Below are 20,106 nucleotides of genomic sequence, written 5' to 3'. Positions count from 1 at the left end.
GCAGTGTGGCGCCTCGCGCCGCCGCCGAGCGAAGCGAGGTGGCGGCGTGAGTGACCTGCTTTCCGGGCCGGTGGAGGCGGCGGCCGGGCTCGCCGTGTACGGGGCGGACGCCGTCGACCGGTCGGCACCTGCCTCCACCCGCCAGGCGCTCGTGGCGAACGAGGCCCCGGGCCGGCTGGCCCGCAAGGACCCGACCCTGTGGGGCCCGGAGGCCGAAGCCGAGGCGAAGATCCGGCTCGGCTGGGTGGACACCCACCGCCGCAGCCGCGAACTGCTCCCCCAGCTCGCCGAGCTGAAGGCGGAGCTGGGCGACCTGGACCACGTCGTGCTCGCCGGCATGGGCGGCTCGTCGCTGGCCCCCGAGGTGATCGCGCTCACCCTCGGCAGGCCGCTGACCGTGCTGGACACCACCGACCCCGGCCAGGTCCGGGCGGCCCTGGCCGACCGGCTGGAGCGGACGGTGGTCGTGGTCGCCAGCAAGTCCGGCTCGACGGTGGAGACCGACAGCCACCGCCGCGCGTACTGGCAGGCGTTCCTGGACGCCGGGATGACCGAGGAGGAGGCCGGCCGGCACTTCGTCGTCGTGACCGACCCGGGCTCCCCGCTCGAGCAGACCGCCGCCGAGATGGGCGCGTTCTGCGTCCTGGCCGATCCCAACGTCGGCGGGCGCTACTCGGCACTGACCGCGTTCGGGCTGGTCCCGACGGCGCTGGCCGGTGTCGAGGTGGCCGACCTCCTCGACGAGGCCGACGCGCTCGCCGAGTCCCTGGGCCGGGACCGGGACAACCCGGGGCTGGCCCTCGGCGCCGCGCTCGGAGCGGCGGCCACGATGGGCCGGGACAAGGTCGCGCTGGTCTCCGACGGCACCGGCATCGACGGGCTCGGCGACTGGATCGAGCAGCTGGTCGCCGAGTCCACCGGCAAGGCCGGCGTCGGCATCCTCCCGGTCGTGGTGGAGTCCCCCCAGGGCCCCGGCACCACGGGCCGGAACGTGCTCACCGTGACCTACGGCGGCGCACTGCCCGCCGGCACCGTCCCCGGCGGCGGCGCCGACCCCGACGTGGCGGTCAACGGCCCGCTCGGCGCCCAGTTCCTGACCTGGGAGTACGCCACCGCGATCGCCGGCGTGGTGCTCGGCATCGACCCGTTCAACCAGCCGAACGTGACCGAATCCAAGGAGAACACCAACAAGATCCTGGCCTCGGGGCCGCCGGCGGAGACGCCGTCGTTCACCGAGGGCGCGATCGAGGTGTACGCGCCGGCGGGCGCACCGGGCGACCTTGCCGGCGTCCTGCGCTGGCTGCTCGACGGGGTGGAGGACGACGGGTACCTCGCGGTGATGGCGTACCTCGACCGGTTCGCCGACGCCGACGCGGCCCGACTGCGGCCGCTGCTCGCCGGGCGCACCGACCGGCCGGTGACCTTCGGCTGGGGGCCGCGGTTCCTGCACTCCACCGGCCAGTACCACAAGGGCGGCCCGCAGCTCGGCAGCTTCCTGCAGATCACCGGCGCGGTCGACGTTGATCTGCAGGTGCCCGGCAAGCCGTACACCTTCGGGGAGCTGCAGGCGGCGCAGGCCGCCGGCGACCGGCAGGCCCTGGCCGGCCGGAAGCGCCCGCTGCTGCGGCTGCACCTGACCGAGCGGTCCGCGGGCGTGGCCCAGCTGCTCGATGCGGTCGGGGCACCGCGCGCGTGACGATGACGGACGTGACCGAGGCGGAGCGAGGAGGCGGCGTGAAGAACCCGCTACGCGACCCGCAGGACCGGCGGCTGCCGAGGATCCCGGAGCCCTGCGCTCTGGTGATCTTCGGCGTCACCGGGGACCTGGCCCGCAAGAAGCTGCTGCCGGCCGTGTACGACCTCGCGAACCGGGGGCTGCTGCCCCCGGGCTTCGTCGTGCTCGGCTTCGCCCGCCGCGACTGGGGCCACGGCGACTTCGAGACGCTGGCCTGCGAGTCGGCGAAGAAGCACGCCCGCACCCCGTGGCGGGAGGAGGTGTGGGCCCGGCTGGCCGGCAACATGAAGTTCGTCGGCGGGTCGTTCGACGACGACTCCGCGTTCGACCACCTGGCGGACACCCTGGACGAGCTGCGCAGCACCCACGGCATCCCCGGCAACGCCGCCTTCTACTTCTCCATCCCCCCGGCGGCGTTCCCGGTGGTGCTCAAGCAACTCGCCCGCACCGGCATGGCCGACAACGCCAAGTCCGGCGGGTGGCGCCGGGTGGTGGTGGAGAAGCCGTTCGGCAACGACCTGCCCTCGGCGAAGGCCCTCAACGACCTGGTCGACGACGTCTTCACCCGCGAGGACGTCTTCCGGATCGACCACTACCTGGGCAAGGAGACCGTCCAGAACATCCTCGCCCTGCGGTTCGCCAACAACCTCTTCGAGCCCCTGTGGAACTCGAAGTACGTCGACTCGGTGCAGATCACCATGGCCGAGGACGTCGGCATCGGCACCCGGGCGGGGTTCTACGACTCGGCCGGCGCCGCCCGGGACGTCCTCCAGAACCACCTGCTCCAGCTGCTGGCGCTGGTGGCGATGGAGGAGCCGACCAGCTTCGCCCCGGACGAGATCCGCACCGAGAAGCTGAAGGTGCTCAAGGCGATCACCCTGCCGAAGGACGTCGACAAGGGCACCGTCCGGGGCCAGTACCTGCCCGGCTGGGTGGGCGGCGAACGCGCCGTGGGCTACCTGGAGGAGGAGGGTGTGCCGCCGGACTCCACGACGGAGACGTACGTGGCGGTGCGGCTGGGCATCCAGAACCGCCGCTGGGCGGAGGTGCCGTTCTACATCCGGGCCGGCAAGCGGCTGCCGCGCCGCGTCACCGAGGTCGCCATCATGTTCAAGAAGGCGCCGCACCTGCCGTTCGACGACACGGACGTCGAGTCGCTGGGCAACAACCAGCTCGTCATCCGGGTCCAGCCGGACGAGGGCGTGGTCCTCAAGTTCGGCTCGAAGGTGCCGGGCACCGCCATGGAGGTCCGCGACATCGCGATGGACTTCCAGTACGGCGAGGCGTTCACCGAGTCCAGCCCGGAGGCGTACGAACGGCTGGTGCTGGACGTACTCATCGGTGACCGGACGCTCTTCCCCGACGCCGCCGAGGTCGAGCAGAGCTGGGCGGCGGTGGACCCGTTGGAGCGGGCCTGGGCGGGTACGACGCCGGAGCCGTACCGGGCCGGCGAGTGGGGGCCCCGCGCCGCCGACGAGATGCTGGCCCGCGAGGGCCGGGCCTGGCGGCGGGCGTGACGACCGAGCGACGTGAGCACACCGGGAGGCTCCTGTGATCGGCCTGTGGGACACCACCGGCAACGAGGTGGTCAAGGCGCTCGCCGCCGAGCGGCGCAGCGCCGGCGGGGTGGCCAGCGGTATGGCGCTCACCCTGATCGTGGTGGTGGACGAGAAGCGGGTCCGCGAGGCCGAGGCGGCGGCGACCATCGCCGCCGCCGCCCACCCGTGCCGGCTGCTGGTGGTGGTCCGCTCCGACGTCGAGCGGGACCGCAACCGGCTGGACGCGGAGATCGTCGTCGGCGGCCGGCTCGGCCCGTGCGAGGCGGTGGTCACCCGGATGTACGGGCGGCTGGCCCTGCACGCCGAGTCGGTGGTGATGCCGCTGCTGGTGCCGGACGTTCCGGTGGTGACGTGGTGGCACGGCGAGCCGCCGGCCGAGATCGCCACCGACTTCCTCGGTGTCGTCGCGGACCGGCGGATCACCGACGCGGCGCAGGCGGCCGACCCGGTGGCGGCGCTGCGGCAGCGGGCCTGGGACTACGTGCCCGGCGACACCGACCTGGCCTGGACGCGGATCACGCTGTGGCGCACGCTCGTGGCGGGCGCGTTCGACACCACCGAGGCGCAGGTCACCGACGCGACCGTGGTCGCGCCGCGCACCGACCCGACGGCCGCTCTGATGCGCGGCTGGTTGGCCGCCCGGCTGGGGATCGACCCGCAGTGGCAGCACACCGACCAGCACCCGCGGATGCACGAGGTGCAGCTGCGCTGCGCCAACGGCGACGAGCTGACGCTGACCCGGACCGACAGCATGGCAATCTTCCGGCGGACCGGCCAGGAGGACCGGCACCTGCCGCTGGTCCGCCGGCCGCTCGGCGACGAGCTGGCCGAGGAGCTGCGCCGGCTCGACGCCGACCAGGTGTACGCGGAGGCGCTGGGCGCCGCGGCCGGGCTCACCGGGCTGGACCAGCGCCCCGCCCAGCGGGTGCACGTCTGGAAGGATCCGGCGGAGGCCCAGCGGGCCGAGGCGGGGATCACCGCGCACTCCGGGACCAGCGGGCAGCACTGATCGCCCGGCGACGGGCCCGACGCGGCACCGGCCCAGGGGCCGGAGAAACGAAGGCACAGGCATGAGTGAGGCGAGTGTCGCCGTCCACGCCGACGCGGAGTTGCTGGCGCAGGCGGTGGCGGCACGGCTGGTGGTCCGGCTCCTCGACGCGCAGGCCGAACGCGGCCAGGCGTCGGTGGTGCTCACCGGCGGCCGGGTCGCCGCCGCGGTGTACCGGGCGGTGGCGGCGCTGCCCGCCCGGGACGCGGTGGACTGGTCCCGGGTGGACGTGTGGTGGGGGGACGAGCGGTTCCTGCCGTCCGGTGACCCGGAACGCAACGAGACGCAGGCGCGGGCGGCGCTGCTGGACGCGGTGCCGCTGGACCCGGCGCGGGTGCACGCGATGCCGGCCTCGGACGGCCCGTCGGGGCACGACCCGGAGGAGGCCGCCGCCCGGTACGCCGCCGAACTGGCCCGCTCGGCCCGCCCGGGCACCGCCGCGCTTCCCCACTTCGACGTGCTGCTGCTCGGCGTGGGCGAGGACGGGCACGTGGCGTCGGTCTTCCCGGAGCACCCGGTGGGCTACGAGAGCCGGCCGGTCAGCGCGGTCCGCGGCAGCCCGAAGCCGCCGCCGGTCCGCATCACCCTCACCCTCCCGGCGATCAACACCGCCGAGGAGGTGTGGCTGGTGGCCAGCGGTTCGGACAAGGCCCGCGCGGTCGGCATGGCCCTCGCCGGCGCGGGTCCGGTGCAGCTGCCGGCGGCCGGCGTGCAGGGCACCGGGCGTACCCTCTGGCTGCTGGACCGGGCCGCGGCGGCCGACGTGCCGGCCCGCTTCCGCAGCCTGCGCTGAAGGTGTAAGGAAGGGCCCCCTGTTAACGCCTGGCGTTGTACAGGGGGCCCTTCTTAACGCTCCGGCCGGCCGCGGCGGCGGCGCAGGGCGTCGAGGGCCTCGGCGAGGATCGCCGCACCCTCGGCGTCGGTGCGCCGCTCCTTCACGTACGCCAGATGGGTCTTGTAGGGCTCGGACCGGACGCGGCCCGGCGGGTTCCCGGGGTCGCGGCCGGCGGGGAGCCCGCAGCGCGGACAGTCCCACACCTCGGGTACCGGCGCCTCGGCGGCGATCCGGATCTCGACGTCGTGGCCGTTGCGGCACCAGTAGGTGACCGGCCGGCAGGAAGCCGGCTCGTAGCGTTCGGCGGGGCGGGCCGGGGCGGAGCCCACCCGGCTGCCCCGGAGGACGTTACCGTTGCGCACGGCTGCTAGCTCCTTCGTCGGAGGGGAACCGCCGTCGAGGGGGTGGCGGCGGGCGACGGCGGTGCAGCGGGATTGAAACGGACTGCGCGCGGCCCGTCGGGGGACGGACCGCGCGCAGATTGTACGACTTGGCGCGCCTGCTCAGGCGACGCCGCTGGTCTGCTGGAGCCGGAGCCAGAGCCCGAGCCCGACGATGCAGGCGAACCAGACGATGCCCACCAGCACGGTGTAACGATCCAGGTTCTTCTCGGCGACCGACGACCCGGCCAGGCTGGAGCTGACACCGCCGCCGAACATGCTGGACAACCCGCCGCCCTTACCGCGGTGCAGCAGGATCAGCATGGTGAGCAGGATGCTCGTGATGACCAGCAACACGATCAACGTGTATGCGAACCAGATCGGCATGGCTGGGGACAGTCCTCTCGTTGCGATCCTCGCCCGGGCAGATCGGGCACGGTGGCACCGGCCGGCGGACGGGCGGAGTCAAGAATAGCGAGCGATCAGCGGGCGGTGTGCTCCGGGAACCGGCAGATCTTCGCGAACTCCTCGGCGTCCAGGCTGGCACCGCCGACCAGGGCGCCGTCCACGTCCGGCTGGGCCATGATCGCCGCCACGTTGGAGGACTTGACCGACCCACCGTACAAGACCCGGACCTGGTCCGCGGTCTCCGAGCCGAAGGTGTCGGCCAGGCGCTGGCGGACCGCCGCGCACACCTCCTGGGCGTCCTCCGGGGTGGCCGTCTTGCCGGTGCCGATCGCCCAGACCGGCTCGTACGCGACCACGACCTTCGCCACCTGCTCGGCGGAGAGCCCCTTGAGGGCGCCGTCGAGCTGGTCGCTGCAGTGCGCCACGTGGGTGCCCTGCTCGCGGACGTCCAGCCCCTCCCCCACGCAGAGGATCGGGGTGAGCCCGTGGGTCAGCGCCGCCTGCACCTTCGCGTTGACCAGCGCGTCGTCCTCGTGGTGGTACGCCCGCCGCTCGGAGTGGCCGACCACCACGTAGGTGCAGCCCAGCTTCGCCAGCATCGGGCCGGCGATGTCCCCGGTGTACGCGCCCGACGTGTGCGGCGACAGGTCCTGCGCGCCGTAGCCGATGAGCAGCTTGTCGCCGTCCACGGCGGTCTGCACCGTGCGCAGGTCGGTGTACGGCGGCAGCACCACCGTCTCGACCTCGGTGAGCTGCTTCTCGGTGAGGCTCGCGGCGAGCTTCTGCACCAGCAGGTTCGCCTCGAGGTGGTTGAGGTTCATCTTCCAGTTGCCGGCCATCAGCGGCCGGCGGGTGGTGCTCGCCATTCAGTTCTCCAGGGCCGCGATGCCGGGGAGGGTCTTGCCCTCGAGGTACTCCAGGGAGGCGCCGCCACCGGTGGAGATGTGGCTGAACGACTTCTCGTCCAGGCCGAGCACGCGCACCGCCGCGGCGGAGTCACCGCCGCCGACCACGGAGAACGCGTCGGACCCGGCGATGGCTTCGGCCACCCCCCGGGTGCCGTTGGCGAAGGCCGCCATCTCGAACACGCCCATCGGGCCGTTCCAGAAGATCGTCTGGGCGTTCGCCGGGTCGCCGGTGGCGGACGTCTTGACGGCGGCGGCGAAACCCGCCACCGTCTCGGGGCCGATGTCCAGCCCGACGCGCTTGCTCGGGATGCCGTCCGCGGGGACCACGTCGTGCGGCGAGTCGGGGGCGAACGCGTCCGCGGCCACCACGTCGACCGGGAGCAGGATCTTGTTCTCGGAGCGCTCCAGCAGGTTGCGGCAGGTCTCCACCATGTCCTCCTCCAGCAGGGAGGAGCCCACCTCGTGGCCCTGGGCCTTGAGGAAGGTGAAGCACATGCCGCCACCGATGAGCAGCCGGTCGACCTTGGGCAGCAGCGCCTCGATCACCGCGAGCTTGTCGGAGACCTTGGAACCGCCGAGCACCACCACGTACGGGCGCGCCGGGTCGCCGGTCAGCGTGGAGAGGACCTCCACCTCGCGCAGCAGCAGCCGGCCGGCGTAGTGCGGCAGCCGCGCCGCGACGTCGTACACGCTGGCGTGCTTGCGGTGCACCGCGCCGAACGCGTCGTCGACGTACGCGTCGCCGAACGCGGCGAGCTGATCGGCGAAGGCGCCCCGCTCGGCGTCGTCCTTGCTGGTCTCGCCGGCGTTGAAGCGCAGGTTCTCCAGGAGGGCGACCTGACCGTCGGCCAGGCCCTCCACCGTGGACCGGGCGGAGTCGCCGACGGTGTCCTCGGCGAACCGGACCTCGGCGCCGAGCAGCTCACCGAGCCGCCCGCCGACCGGACGGAGGCTGAACTGCGGGTCCGGGCTGCCCTTCGGCCGGCCCAGGTGCGAGCAGACGACCACCTTCGCACCCGCCTCGACCAGCGCCGACAGGGTCGGCAGGACGGCGCGGATGCGGCCGTCGTCCGTGATGTCACCGGTCTGCTTGTCGAGCGGGACGTTCAGGTCGGCGCGCACCAGCACGCGCCGACCCGACACCCCCTCGGCGAGCAGGTCGTCGAGGGTCCGGATGCTCACAGCGACTGACCAACCAGCTTCACGAGGTCCACCAGGCGGTTCGAGTAGCCCCACTCGTTGTCGTACCAGCCGACGACCTTCACCTGGTTGCCGATGACCTTCGTCAGCGGCGCGTCGAAGATGCACGACGCCGGGTCGGTGACGATGTCGGTCGACACGATCGGGTCCTCGTTGTAGACCAGGATGCCCCGGAGCGGGCCGTCGGCGGCGGCCTTCATGGCGGCGTTGACCTCGTCCACCGAGGTCTCCCGGCCGACCGTGACGGTCAGGTCGGTGGTGGAGCCGGTCGGGATCGGCACCCGCAGCGCGTAGCCGTCGAGCTTGCCCTTCAGGTCCGGCAGCACCAGGCCGATCGCCTTCGCGGCGCCGGTGGAGGTCGGGACGATGTTCAGCGCGGCGGCCCGGGCGCGGCGCAGGTCCTTGTGGGGGGCGTCCTGCAGGTTCTGGTCCTGGGTGTACGCGTGGATGGTGGTCATCAGGCCCTGCTGGATGCCGAACGTGTCGTGCAGGACCTTCGCCATCGGCGCCAGGCAGTTGGTGGTGCAGGAGGCGTTGGAGATGATGGTGTGCTTGGCCGGGTCGTACTGGTCCTGGTTGACGCCCATGACGACCGTGACGTCCTCGTTCTTCGCCGGCGCCGAGATGATGACCTTCTTGGCCCCGCCGTCGATGTGCGCCTTCGCCTTGGTGCCGTCCGTGAAGAAGCCGGTCGACTCGATGACCACGTCCGCGCCGACCTCACCCCACGGCAGCGCCGCCGGGTCCTTCTCGGCGTACGCCTTGATGGTCCGGCCGCCAACGGTGATCTCGTCCGCGGTGGCCTTCACCTCATGCGGGAGGCGGCCGAGGATGCTGTCGTACTTGACAAGGTGGGCGAGCGTCGCGTTGTCGGTCAGGTCGTTGACCGCCACGACCTCGATGTCAGCGCCGGACGCCAGCACTGCCCGGAAGAAGTTGCGGCCGATCCGGCCGAAGCCGTTGATGCCAACCCGGATGGTCACAGGTCCCATCTCCTCGCGTTCTGGTCCGCCGGCGTGGTGACCCGCGGCCGGCGGAGTGGTGTGCGCCGACCGTTGGAGCCGGCCGTTGACGGTTCATCTCGGCCGCCCCGCCGCGGTCTGAGGGACCTGACCGCCCGAGGCGGTGAGCACGGCGAGGAGTGCCGGTGCCGGCCCCCTTGCCGTACGCAGCGACCATATCCGAGCGCGCGGGGTCGCGCTGCGGCGGGTGGTGATCCTTCCCGCGCCGTAGGACCCGCCACCGTCCTATCAGACCACGAGCATGTCGGGCGTGACAGCCGCTTCGGTATCCGGGATGCCCAGGTCACGCGCCCGCTTGTCGGCGAGCGCGAGCAGCCGCCGGATCCGGCCGGCGATGGCGTCCTTGGTCAGCGGCGGGTCGGCGAGCGCGCCCAGCTCCTCCAGCGAGGCCTGGCGGTGTTCCAGCCGCAGCCGGCCGGCCGAGGTCAGGTGGTTCGGCGCGTCCTCGGCGAGGATCTCCAGGGCCCGGGTCACCCGGGCGGCGGCGGCCACCGCGGCGCGCGCCGAGCGGCGCAGGTTCGCGTCGTCGAAGTTGGCCAGCCGGTTGGCGGTGGCGCGCACCTCGCGCCGCACCCGACGCTCCTCCCAGGCGAGGACGCTGGCGTGGGCGCCGATGCGGGTGAGCAGGGCGGCGATCGCGTCGCCGTCCTTGACGACCACCCGGTCCACCCCGCGCACCTCCCGGTTCTTCGCGGTGATGCCGATGCGGCGGGCCGCGCCGACCAGGGCGAGCGCCGACTCCGGGCCGGGGCAGGTGATCTCCAGTGCGCTGGACCGGCCCGGCTCGGTCAACGAGCCGTGCGCCATGAAGGCGCCCCGCCACGCGGAGACCGCGCAGCAGACGTTCGCGGCGACCACGTGCGGCGGCAGGCCCCGCACCGGCCGGCCGCGGACGTCGAGGAGCCCGGTCTGCCGGGCCAGGGACTCGCCGTCCTTGACGACCCGGACGATGAAGTGGCTGCCCTTGCGCAGGCCGCCGGAGGCGAGCACGTGGATCTCACTCGGGTACCCGTACACCTCGGCGATCTCCCGCCGCAGCCGCCGGGCCACCGCGCCGGTGTCCAGCTCGGCCTCCACGACCACCCGGCCGGAGACGATGTGCAATCCGCCGGCGAAGCGCAGCAGCGCCGCCATCTCCGCCCGCCGACAACAGGGCTTGGGCACGTCGACCCGGCTCAGCTCGTCCTTGACCGCCGCCGTCATCGCCATTGTGCGTCCCCTCACGGACCGGTTCCGGCGTGTCGCCGGAGATTACGTACGTGTCTAACGAGCGGCGCCCAGGACCGGCACCAGAGCGGCACCGAGGGCGGCCGGATCATGACGGGGAGTGCCGTCGGTGACCGCGACGGGGGCGAGGACCAGCCGGGCACCAAGCGATTCTGCCGCACGCCCGACCGGTTCGGGATCACCCACCGCCTTGGAATCCCCGAGCACGTAGTCCACCTTCAACTCCGGTAGGTACCAGCGCAGCTCAGCCAGGTGGTCGGCGAGGGACAACCCGAACGTCTCCTTCTCCGCCGCCAGATTGAGCGTGACCAGCCGGCGGGCCGGGCTCCCGACGATGGCGGCGGCCAGCTCCGGCACCAGCAGGTGCGGCAGCACGCTGGTGTACCAGCTGCCCGGCCCGAAGATCAGCCAGTCGGCCGCGCCGATCGCGTCCAGCGCCTGCGGGCAGGCCTCCGGTGCCTCCGGGTTGAGCCGCAGCGACTCGACCCGCCCCGTGGTGACGGCCACCTGGTGCTGGCCGGTGACGGTGTCGACGTCGTCGGGACGGGCCGGGTCGACGCCCCGGACCCGCGCCTCGATCCCCACCGGCTCGCAGGACATCGGCAGCACCCGGCCGACCGCGCCGAGCATGGCGCCGGCGTGCTCCAGGGCGGCCACCGGGTCGCCGAGCAGCTCCATCAGGCCGCAGAGGACGAGGTTGCCCACCGCGTGCCCGGCCAGCCCGTCGCCCTGCGGCACGGTGTGCCGGCCTGCGGCACCGGTGGGCGTCTCCCGGCCGGTGGGCGTCTCCCGGCCGGCGGGCCAGGTCGGCGTGCCACCGCAGGCGGCACCGGTGGGCGCGCCCCGACCGGCCCCCTGCGCGGACACGTCGGCGAAGCGGTGCTGGAACAACCCGGCGCTGCGCCGGGTCGACGGGTGGTCTCCGGCCAGCGCGACGAGGGCCTGGCGCAGGTCGCCCGGCGGCAGGCCACCCCGCTCGGCGCGCAGCCGGCCGCTCGATCCGCCGTCGTCGCCGACGGTGACCACCGCGGTGATGTCCAGGTCGAGCTCGGGTGCGCAGCGCCGCAGCGCACGCAGCGAGGCGGAGAGGCCGTGCCCTCCCCCGAAGGCGACCACGCGGCTGGCCGTCATTCGCGCCCCAGGTCGCGGTGCTGGGCGTTGGCGGCGATACCGGACTGGCGCAGCCGGGCGGCCAGTTCCTCGGCGATGGCGACGCTGCGGTGCTTGCCGCCGGTGCAGCCCACCGCGACGGTCAGGTAGCGCTTGCCCTCCCGCTCGAAGCCGGCGGTGGTGGCGTTGACCAGGTCGGCGTACGTGGCCACGAAGGCGTCCGCGCCCTCCTGGCCCAGCACGTACGAGCTGACCGCCTGCTCCCGCCCGGTGTGCTCGCGCAACTCCGGCACCCAGTACGGGTTCGGCAGGAACCGGGCGTCGCACACGAAGTCGGCGTCCGGCGGGAGCCCGTACTTGAAGCCGAAGGAGAGCACGGTGACCCGCAGCCGGCGGGCGTCCTCCCCGCCGAACAGCTCCTCGATGCGCCGCCGCAGCTGGTTGACGTTCAGGTGGCTGGTGTCGATGATCACGTCGGCCTGGTCGCGGGCCTCCGCCAGGAGCCCACGCTCCACGGCGATGCCGTCGGCGAGCCGGCCCTCTCCCTGGAGGGGGTGCGAGCGGCGGACGCTCTCGAACCGCCGGATCAGCACCTCGTCGTCGGCGTCGACGAAGACCACCCGGGGCGAGAAGCCGCGTTCCTTGAGCTCACGGATCGCCCCCACCAGGTCGGTGGAGAACGCCCGCGAGCGCACGTCCAGCACCATCGCCGTACGCCGGGCGGCGCCGCCGGCCTTCATGGCCAGCTCGGCCATGTCGAGCATGAGCGCCTGGGGCAGGTTGTCCACCACGTAGTAGCCGACGTTCTCGAGAGCCCGGGCGACGGTGCTGCGACCGCCGCCGGACACGCCGGTCACCACCACGAGGGTGGTGTCCGCCTCCGCCGGCGCCGGCTGGCCCATGATCTCCGCAGCCGCCGTGGCGGCCTGCTCCGCGGTCCGCGCCTCGCTCACCAGAAACCCCCACCCGTGACGTCGCGGCCGGCCCGGCCGCGCATGGTCAGTCAGCGACTCTAACGGCTCCGACCCCACCCGGGATTCCACGGGGTGGCGCCCGGAACACCTGATTGTCCGGATACGTCGTATTCCACCCGGCCGACCGCCCGTCAGCGGTGGCGTCGGCCGTGGCGCTCGGCCGCGCGTGAGGCCCGGCGCTCGCGGTGGCACCCAGCCGAGTGTTCAGCCGCGCGTTCGGCCGCGCGTCGGGGGTCGCTCGTAGACTGCGCCAATGTCCTCCCCCACCGATCAGCGGCCCGGCGCGCTGGAGGCGCTGCGCCGGGTCTTCGGCTACGACGCGTTCCGGGGCTTCCAGCATGAGGTCGTCGACCACGTGGTGGCCGGCGGCGACGCGCTGGTGCTGATGCCGACCGGTGGCGGGAAGTCGCTCTGCTACCAGATCCCGGCGCTGGTCCGCGACGGCGTGGGCGTGGTGGTCTCGCCGCTGATCGCCCTCATGCAGGACCAGGTCGACGCCCTGACCGCGGTCGGCGTCCGGGCCGGCTTCCTCAACTCGACGCAGGACCCGCAGGCCCGGCGCCGGGTGGAGGCGGCGTTCCTCGCCGGCGAGCTGGACCTGCTCTACCTCGCCCCGGAGGCCCTCGCCGGCCGCGGCACGGTCCACCTGCTGGAGCAGGGGCGGATCGCGCTGTTCGCGATCGACGAGGCGCACTGCGTGTCGCAGTGGGGGCACGACTTCCGCCCCGACTACCTCAACCTGTCGATGCTGCACGAGCGCTGGCCGGGCGTCCCCCGCATCGCGCTCACCGCCACGGCCACCAGCGCCACCCGCGCCGAGATCGCGACCCGGTTGCGCCTCACCGAGGCCCGGCACTTCGTGGCGAGCTTCGACCGGCCCAACATCCAGTACCGCATCGTGCCCAAGCGGGAGCCACGCAAGCAGTTGCTCGGCCTGCTGCGCGACGAGCACGCGGGCGACGCGGGCATCGTCTACTGCCTGTCCCGGGCCTCGGTGGAGAAGACGGCCGAGTTCCTCGTCGGGAACGGGATTCCCGCCCTGCCGTACCACGCCGGGCTGGACGCGGCGACCCGGGCGGCGAACCAGCAGCGCTTCCTGCGCGAGGACGGGCTGGTCATGGTCGCGACGATCGCGTTCGGCATGGGCATCGACAAGCCGGACGTCCGCTTCGTCGCCCACCTGGACCTGCCGAAGTCGGTGGAGGGCTACTACCAGGAGACCGGCCGCGCCGGCCGCGACGGGCTGCCGTCGACGGCGTGGCTCGCGTACGGCCTCCAGGACGTGGTGCAGCAGCGCCGGATGATCGAGACGTCGGAGGGCGACCTGGCGCACCGGCGCAACCTGGCCGCCCACCTGGACGCGATGCTCGCGCTCTGCGAGACGGTCCGCTGCCGGCGGATGCAGTTGCTGGAGTACTTCGGTGAGACCTCCGCCGCCTGCGGCAACTGCGACACCTGCCTTGAGCCCCCGGAGTCCTGGGACGGCACGGTTCCCGCGCAGAAGCTGCTCTCCACGGTGTACCGGCTCGACCGCGAGCGCAACCAGCGGTTCGGCGCCGGGCACTGCGTCGACATCCTGCTCGGCCGCACCACCGACAAGATCACGCAGTACGGGCACGACTCGCTGACCGTGTTCGGCGTCGGCGCGGAGCTGAGCGAGGCGGAGTGGCGGGGCGTGGTCCGCCAACTGCTGGCCGAGGGGTTGCTGGCGGTCGAGGGCGACTACGGCACCCTGGCCCTCACCGGGACCAGCGGCGAGGTGCTAGGGCGGCGCCGCACGGTCATGCTGCGCCGCGAGCCGGCCCGCGCGCCGTCGGGCCGGTCGGCGAAACCACGCGGCGCGGCGACCGTGGTCGCCGAGCTCACCCCGACCGCCGCCGGCGTCTTCGAGCGGCTGCGCGCCTGGCGGGCCGCCACCGCGAAGGAGCAGGGCGTCCCGGCGTACGTGATCTTCCACGACGCCACCCTCCGCCAGATCGCCAACGACGCGCCGGCCTCCCTCGCGGACCTGTCCCGGGTCAGCGGGGTCGGCGAGGCGAAGCTCGCGAAGTACGGCGAGCAGATCCTCACCGTCCTCGCCGAGACCTGACCCGACCCCCGTCACACCCGCGCCGCGTCGCACCCGTTCCAAACTCCAAGCAACATCGGGGAAGTTGCTGCCTCAGCCGCACGGGAGGCAGCAACTTCCCCGACGTTGCCGTCTCGTCGCCTGCGGGCGCGGCGGTCAGTCGGCGGCCTGAGGCTTCGACTCGCCGCCGAGCGCGGCGAGGATCGCCTCGGCTGTCCGCCGGCCGACGCCCGGCACCTCGGTGATCTCCTCCACGCTGGCGGCGGAGAGTCGCTTGAGCGAGCCGAAGTGCCGCAGCAACGCCTTGCGCCGCACCTCCCCCAGGCCGGGCACCCTGTCCAGCGCCGACTCGGTCATCCGCTTCGAGCGCCGCTGCCGGTGGAACGTGATCGCGAACCGGTGGGCCTCGTCACGGACGCGTTGTAGCAGGTAGAGCCCCTCGGAGGTGCGCGGCAGGATGACCGGGAAGTCGTCGTCGGGCAGCCACACCTCCTCCAGCCGCTTGGCCAGCCCGCACAGCGCCACGTCGTCGACGCCGAGCTCCGCGAGGGCCTGGGCGGCCGCCGCGACCTGCGGCGCGCCGCCGTCCACCACCACCAGCTGCGGCGGGTACGCGAACTTGCGTGGCCGCCCCGTCGTCGGGTCGATCAACGTGCCGACCCGCGGCTCGTCGGGGACCCCCTGCCCGGCCGGGGCCTCCGGGTCGTCGGCCGACTCGACGCCCGCCTCACCGGTCTCGGCCCGGGCGTCGAGGTAGCGGGCGAAGCGCCGCCGCAGCACCTCGGACATCGCGGAGAGGTCGTCGGTGGCGCCCCGGATGATGAACCGCCGGTACTCGCTCTTGCGGGGCAGCCCGTCCTCGAAGACGACCATGCTGGCGACGACGTCGGTGCCCTGGATCTGGGAGATGTCGAAGCACTCGATGCGCAGCGGCGACGTCCGCATGCCCAGCGCGTCGGCGATCTCGTCGAGGGCCTTGCTGCGGGTGGTGAGGTCGCCGGCCCGCTTGAGCTTGTGCCGGGCGAGCGCGTCCCTGGCGTTGCGTTCCACCGTCTCCAGCAGGGCGCGCTTGTCGCCGCGTTGTGGCACGCGCAGGGTCACCCGGCTGCCCCGGTGGGTGGTGAGCCAGTCGGCGAGCGCGTCGGCGTCGGCGGGCAGCTCGGGGACGAGCAGCTCCCGGGGGACGTCGGCCTCGCCGTGCTCTCCCCCGTAGACCTGGGTGCAGAAGTGGTGCACCAGGTCGCCGGTGGTCAGCTCCTCGGTCTTCTCCACCACCCAGCCGCGCTGGCCGCGCACCCGCCCGTCGCGGACGTGGAACACCTGGACGGCGGCCTCCAGGGGGTCGTCGGCGAACGCGACCACGTCGGCGTCGGTGCCGTCACCGAACACCACGGTCTGCTTCTCCAGCGCCCGGCGCAGGGCGGCCAGGTCGTCGCGCAGCCGGGCGGCCCGCTCGAACTCCAACTGCGCGCTGGCCTCACCCATCTCGCGTTCCAGCTTGCGGACCATGGTGTCGGTGCGACCGCCCATGAAGTCGCAGAAGCCGTCGACGATGGCCCGGTGCTCGTCGGCGGAGACGCTGCCGACGCACGGGGCGGAGCACTTGCCGATGTAACCCAGCAGGCAGGGCCGGCCGACCTGGCCGGCCCGCTTGAACACGCCGGAGGAGCAGGTGCGCGCGGGGAAGACCCGCAGCAGCAGGTCGAGCGTCTCGCGGATCGCCCAGGCGTGCGAGTACGGCCCGAAGTAGCGCACCCCCTTGCGCTTCGCGCCCCGCATCACCTGCAGGCGCGGGAACTCCTCGTCGAGCGTGACGGCGAGGTAGGGGTAGGACTTGTCGTCCCGGTAGCGGACGTTGAACCTCGGGTCGTACTGCTTGATCCAGGTGAACTCCTGCTGGAGCGCCTCCACCTCGGTGGCGACGGAGATCCAGTCCACCGACTCGGCCGTGAACACCATCTGCCGGGTGCGCTGGTGCAGGTTGACCGGGTCGGCGAAGTACGAGTTGAGTCGGCTGCGCAGGTTCTTCGCCTTGCCGACGTAGATCACCCGACCGGTGCCGTCGTGGAAGCGGTAGACCCCCGGCGACTCCGGGATCGTGCCGGGCGCGGGACGGTAGGTCGAGGGGTCAGCCACGGCAGCAAGCCTAGTCCGCGCCCCCGACAGCCCCGGGTCGTCGGCGTACCCCGGATAACTGATTGACGTCTTCCGATGCAAGGCGGGAAAGGTTACCATCCGGTTTCCGAATGTTATTCGTGAATGATCCCCATCCCCCGGGAGATCACCATGCCGCGTACCCCCCACCCCCTGCTCGCCGGCGTCACCGCCCTCGCCGGGGTCGCCGCCCTGCTGGCCACCACCCCCGCCGCAGCCGACGCCACCACCGCGACGGCGAGCGCCACCGCGACGGCGACCGCCGCCGCTACGGGCGCCCGCCCGAGCGTCACCACCTTCACCCCCGACGACCACTGTCTCGGCGAGTGCGGCGACATCCTGCCGCCCGGCCAGAACGGCAACGCCACGCTGGTCGAGATCCTGGGCCACCAGGCCTTCGGCACCCTGCCCAGGCACTCCGCCGACCAGCTCGGCCGGTACGCCGACCTCGTCTACGGCTACGCCGGCCTGCGCGAGGACCAGATCGGCACGTTCTTCAACGACGCCTCCTTCGGCGTCCCACCCGGTCAGGTCGAGCGGGACTACTCGCCCCGTGCCGACGTACGGATCGTCCGCGACAAGGCGACCGGCGTCCCGCACGTCACCGGCACCACCCGAGGCGGAACCATGTTCGGCGCCGGGTACGCCGGTGCCGAGGACCGGCTGTTCACCATGGACCTGCTGCGCCGCGTCGGCCGGGGCAGGCTGACCTCGTTCGCGGGCGGCGCACCCGGCAACCGGGCATTGGAGCAGAGCGTCTGGCGCACCTCGCCGTACACCGAGGCCGACCTCCAGGCCCAGGTGGAGGCGCTGCGGACCAGGGCCGGCGCGCGCGGCGAGCAGCTCCACGCCGACGTGCAGGAGTACGTGGCCGGCATCAACGCCTACATCGGCGCCTGCATGGCGAACCGCAACTGCCCCGGCGAGTACGTGCTCACCGGCCACCTCGACGCGATCACCAACGCCGGCGGTCCGGAACCGTTCCGGATGACGGACCTGATCGCCATCGCCGGTGTCGTCGGTGGCCTGTTCGGCGGCGGTGGCGGCACCGAGATGCAGTCCGCACTGGTCCGCATCGCCGCCCGCGCCCGGTACGGCCCGGTCGAGGGCGACCGGGTGTGGAACGGGTTCCGCGGCCGGAACGACCCGGAGACGGTGCTGACCCTGCACGACGGGCAGAGCTTCCCGTACGGCGACGCCGACGACGACGCCCCCAGCGTGGTGCTGCCCGACCCCGGGTCGGCGCGGGTGGAACCCGTGGTGACCGACCCGACCGGCTCGGCCGCCGGCACGGCGGCGGCGACGTCGACCCGCTCGTCGGAGCTGGCGGCGGCGCTGTCCGGGCTCACCGTCGGCGCGGCCCACCGGGGCATGTCCAACGCGGCGGTCGTCTCCGCCGCCCACTCGGCCACCGGCCACCCGATCGCCGTGTTCGGGCCGCAGACCGGCTACTTCGCGCCGCAGCTGCTCATGGTGCAGGAGCTGCAGGGCCCGGGCATCAGCGCCCGCGGCGCCGCGTTCGCCGGCCTGAACCTGTACGTGCTGCTCGGCCGGGGCCGCGACTACGCGTGGAGCGCCACCTCCTCGGCCCACGACATCACCGACACGTACGCCGTCCCGCTGTGCACCCCCGACGGCGCGACGCCCACCCTGGCGAGCAACCACTACCTGTTCCGTGGCCGGTGCCTGCCGATGGAGGAGATCACCCAGGTCAACCGGTGGAGCCCGACGGTCGCGGACGGCACCCCCGCCGGGTCGTACAAGCTGGTCGCCCGGCGGACCAACCTCGGCCTGGTGGCGTGGCGGGGCACGGTCGACGGACGACCGCACGCCTTCACCCAACTGCGCTCCACCTACCGCCACGAGGCGGCCTCGGCGATCGGCTTCCAGATGTTCAACGACCCCGGGCAGATGGGCACCGCCGACGCCTTCACCACCTCGGCGAACCACGTCGAGTACGCCTTCAACTGGTTCTACGTCAACTCCACCCAGGCGGCGTACTTCAACTCGGGCCGCAACCCGGTACGCGCCGACGGGTCCAACCCGAACCTGCCGATGCGGGCCGAGCAGCGCTTCGAGTGGCAGGGCTACGACCCGGCCACGAACACCGCCAGGTACGCGCCGCTGGCGGCCCACCCCCGCTCGGTGGACCAGGACTACTACGTGAGCTGGAACAACAAGCAGGCCCACGACTTCGGCGCGGCCGACGGCAACTTCAGCTTCTCCGCCGTACACCGGGGTGACCTGCTGGACCGGCCGGTGCGGGCGGAGATCGCGGCCGGGCGGAAGGTCGACCGCGCGTCGCTCACCGCGCTCGTGCAGCGGGCCGGCCTCACCGACCTGCGCGCCGCCGAGGTGCTCGGGGAGCTGATCCGGGTGCTGGAGAGCCAGCCCGTCACCGACGCCACCCTGGCCGCCGAAATCTCCCGGCTCAAGGCCTGGCGGGCGGCGGGGTCGCTGCGGGTCGAGACCGCACCCGGCTCGAAGGTCTACCAGCACGCCGACGCGATCCGGACCCTCGACGCGTGGTGGCCGCTGCTGGTCCGGGGCGTGTTCCGGGCACCGCTCGGTGCGGATCTCTACCAGTCGCTGGTCAACACGATGCAGGTCGACGAGCCGCCTTCCGGCCGCCACGGCGGCGACGTCTCGGACCTGCCGACCTCCGCGAACAGCGCCCAGACCCACAAGGGCTCCGCCTTCCAGTACGGGTGGTGGGGCTGGGTCGACAAGGACCTGCGCGCGCTCCTCGGCGAGCCGGTACGCGGCGGCCCCGGGCGGGCCTTCTGCGGCGACGGAAACCTGGCCGCCTGCCGGCAGGTCCTGCTCGACACGCTGCGGGCGGCGAGCACCACCCCGGCCGCCGAGGTGTACCCGGGCGACGAGCACTGCGCCGCCGGCGACCAGTGGTGCGCCGACGCCATCGTGCAGTCCCCGCTCGGCGGCATCACCCACGCGAAGATCGCCTGGCAGAACCGCCCGACCTTCCAGCAGGTCGTGTCGTTCCCGGCGCGGCGCGGCGACGACCTGCCGAACCTGGCGGCGGGCCGGCCGGTGACGGCGTCCAGCAGCCAGTGGTTCCACGGGCCCGGCCGGGCGGTCGACGGCGACGACCAGTCCCGCTGGGCCAGTGCCTGGTCCGACGACCAGTGGCTCACCGTCGACCTGGGCGCGGCGCGGCAGGTCGGCCGGGTGGTCGTCGCCTGGGAGGCGGCGTACGCCCGGTCGTACCGGATCGAGGTCTCCACGGACGGGACCAGCTGGCGCACGGCGTGGTCGACCACGGCCGGGGACGGCGGCACGGACGTGGCCGCCTTCCCCTCCGGGTCGGCCCGGTACGTGCGGATGCGCGGGCTGACCCGGGCCACCTCCTACGGGTTCAGCCTGTGGGAGATGGCGGTGTACGACCGCTGAGACGAGGCACGGCCGGCGCGGGTGTTTCCGCGCCGGCCGTGCGCCGGGTGCCTGGTCACCGGGGCCG

Annotated in this window: 15 protein-coding genes; 6 read left to right on the top strand and 9 right to left on the bottom strand. The window is 73.2% G+C overall.

The window, feature by feature from the left end; all coding sequences use genetic code 11:
• Nucleotides 1-46 precede the first annotated feature (46 nt).
• The 4 genes from ACN26Y_RS17175 (at nucleotide 47) to pgl (ending at nucleotide 5,135) form a co-directional block, all read left to right on the top strand.
• Nucleotides 47-1,696, top strand: a complete 1,650-nt coding sequence (locus tag ACN26Y_RS17175) for a glucose-6-phosphate isomerase (RefSeq protein ID WP_366602164.1) — start codon at nucleotides 47-49, stop codon at nucleotides 1,694-1,696.
• Between the two features lie 38 nt (nucleotides 1,697-1,734).
• A complete protein-coding gene (gene zwf / locus ACN26Y_RS17170) occupies nucleotides 1,735-3,252 on the top strand; it encodes a glucose-6-phosphate dehydrogenase (protein WP_366602216.1) in 1,518 nt (505 codons plus the stop codon).
• A gap of 34 nt (nucleotides 3,253-3,286) precedes the next feature.
• Complete coding sequence (locus tag ACN26Y_RS17165) at nucleotides 3,287-4,303, top strand: glucose-6-phosphate dehydrogenase assembly protein OpcA (protein WP_155331234.1); 1,017 nt, start codon at nucleotides 3,287-3,289, stop codon at nucleotides 4,301-4,303.
• A 61-nt stretch (nucleotides 4,304-4,364) separates the two neighbouring features.
• Nucleotides 4,365-5,135, top strand: coding sequence for a 6-phosphogluconolactonase (gene pgl, locus ACN26Y_RS17160; protein WP_155331233.1), 771 nt, complete (start codon nucleotides 4,365-4,367; stop codon nucleotides 5,133-5,135).
• A gap of 53 nt (nucleotides 5,136-5,188) precedes the next feature.
• Here the strand turns inward: pgl and ACN26Y_RS17155 are convergent, their stop codons facing one another.
• From ACN26Y_RS17155 to rapZ, 8 genes are all read right to left on the bottom strand, one after another.
• The gene (locus ACN26Y_RS17155) at nucleotides 5,189-5,539 is read right to left on the bottom strand and encodes an RNA polymerase-binding protein RbpA (RefSeq protein WP_155331232.1); all 351 of its coding nucleotides are present in this window, start codon (nucleotides 5,537-5,539) and stop codon (nucleotides 5,189-5,191) included.
• Between the two features lie 141 nt (nucleotides 5,540-5,680).
• Nucleotides 5,681-5,944 carry a preprotein translocase subunit SecG gene (gene secG / locus ACN26Y_RS17150; RefSeq protein WP_155331231.1) on the bottom strand — a complete coding sequence of 88 codons (264 nt, stop codon included), beginning with the start codon at nucleotides 5,942-5,944 and terminating at the stop codon, nucleotides 5,681-5,683.
• Between the two features lie 95 nt (nucleotides 5,945-6,039).
• On the bottom strand, nucleotides 6,040-6,831 hold the full coding sequence (tpiA, locus tag ACN26Y_RS17145; protein ID WP_155331230.1) for a triose-phosphate isomerase: 792 nt from the start codon (nucleotides 6,829-6,831) through the stop codon (nucleotides 6,040-6,042).
• Entirely contained in the window at nucleotides 6,832-8,055 is a 1,224-nt protein-coding gene (locus tag ACN26Y_RS17140; RefSeq protein ID WP_155331229.1) for a phosphoglycerate kinase, read from the bottom strand. It lies immediately after the preceding gene.
• Nucleotides 8,052-9,056: a type I glyceraldehyde-3-phosphate dehydrogenase gene (gene gap / locus ACN26Y_RS17135; protein WP_155331228.1), complete on the bottom strand. Its 1,005-nt coding sequence runs from the start codon at nucleotides 9,054-9,056 to the stop codon at nucleotides 8,052-8,054. The genes ACN26Y_RS17140 and gap overlap by 4 nt, the downstream gene beginning before the upstream one ends.
• A gap of 267 nt (nucleotides 9,057-9,323) precedes the next feature.
• Nucleotides 9,324-10,304 carry a DNA-binding protein WhiA gene (whiA, locus tag ACN26Y_RS17130; RefSeq protein ID WP_155334128.1) on the bottom strand — a complete coding sequence of 327 codons (981 nt, stop codon included), beginning with the start codon at nucleotides 10,302-10,304 and terminating at the stop codon, nucleotides 9,324-9,326.
• A 54-nt stretch (nucleotides 10,305-10,358) separates the two neighbouring features.
• Complete coding sequence (locus tag ACN26Y_RS17125; protein ID WP_155331227.1) at nucleotides 10,359-11,453, bottom strand: gluconeogenesis factor YvcK family protein; 1,095 nt, start codon at nucleotides 11,451-11,453, stop codon at nucleotides 10,359-10,361.
• Entirely contained in the window at nucleotides 11,450-12,334 is an 885-nt protein-coding gene (rapZ, locus tag ACN26Y_RS17120) for an RNase adapter RapZ (protein WP_155334127.1), read from the bottom strand. Before rapZ ends, ACN26Y_RS17125 begins: the two co-directional genes overlap by 4 nt.
• Before the next feature lie 325 nt (nucleotides 12,335-12,659).
• On the opposite strand from rapZ, the gene recQ reads away from it, so the two are divergent.
• A complete protein-coding gene (recQ, locus tag ACN26Y_RS17115) occupies nucleotides 12,660-14,495 on the top strand; it encodes a DNA helicase RecQ (protein WP_422733009.1) in 1,836 nt (611 codons plus the stop codon).
• A gap of 135 nt (nucleotides 14,496-14,630) precedes the next feature.
• Here recQ and uvrC read toward each other — a convergent pair whose 3' ends face one another.
• Nucleotides 14,631-16,610 (bottom strand): excinuclease ABC subunit UvrC, encoded by a 1,980-nt coding sequence (uvrC, locus tag ACN26Y_RS17110; protein WP_422733008.1) that lies wholly within the window; start codon nucleotides 16,608-16,610, stop codon nucleotides 14,631-14,633.
• Between the two features lie 150 nt (nucleotides 16,611-16,760).
• Between uvrC and ACN26Y_RS17105 the strand changes: the two genes are divergently transcribed.
• Nucleotides 16,761-20,039 (top strand): penicillin acylase family protein, encoded by a 3,279-nt coding sequence (locus ACN26Y_RS17105; protein ID WP_422734944.1) that lies wholly within the window; start codon nucleotides 16,761-16,763, stop codon nucleotides 20,037-20,039.
• Nucleotides 20,040-20,106: the final 67 nt, after the last annotated feature.

It is taken from the genome of Micromonospora sp. WMMD558 (genome assembly GCF_049315255.1).
Lineage (GTDB): Bacteria > Actinomycetota > Actinomycetes > Mycobacteriales > Micromonosporaceae > Micromonospora.
The sequence above is the reverse complement of the archived record's forward strand: the minus strand, read 5'-3'. Positions and strand labels throughout refer to the sequence as shown.

Bases quoted from the DNA above. Each gene is read 5' to 3' on its own strand.
- whiA (WP_155334128.1), bottom strand. From the start codon at position 10,304: ATGGCGATGACGGCGGCGGTCAAGGACGAGCTGAGCCGGGTCGACGTG.
- ACN26Y_RS17105 (WP_422734944.1), top strand. From the start codon at position 16,761: ATGCCGCGTACCCCCCACCCCCTGCTCGCCGGCGTCACCGCCCTCGCC.
- rapZ (WP_155334127.1), bottom strand. From the start codon at position 12,334: ATGGGCCAGCCGGCGCCGGCGGAGGCGGACACCACCCTCGTGGTGGTG.
- pgl (WP_155331233.1), top strand. From the start codon at position 4,365: ATGAGTGAGGCGAGTGTCGCCGTCCACGCCGACGCGGAGTTGCTGGCG.
- tpiA (WP_155331230.1), bottom strand. From the start codon at position 6,831: ATGGCGAGCACCACCCGCCGGCCGCTGATGGCCGGCAACTGGAAGATG.
- secG (WP_155331231.1), bottom strand. From the start codon at position 5,944: ATGCCGATCTGGTTCGCATACACGTTGATCGTGTTGCTGGTCATCACG.
- recQ (WP_422733009.1), top strand. From the start codon at position 12,660: ATGTCCTCCCCCACCGATCAGCGGCCCGGCGCGCTGGAGGCGCTGCGC.
- ACN26Y_RS17125 (WP_155331227.1), bottom strand. From the start codon at position 11,453: ATGACGGCCAGCCGCGTGGTCGCCTTCGGGGGAGGGCACGGCCTCTCC.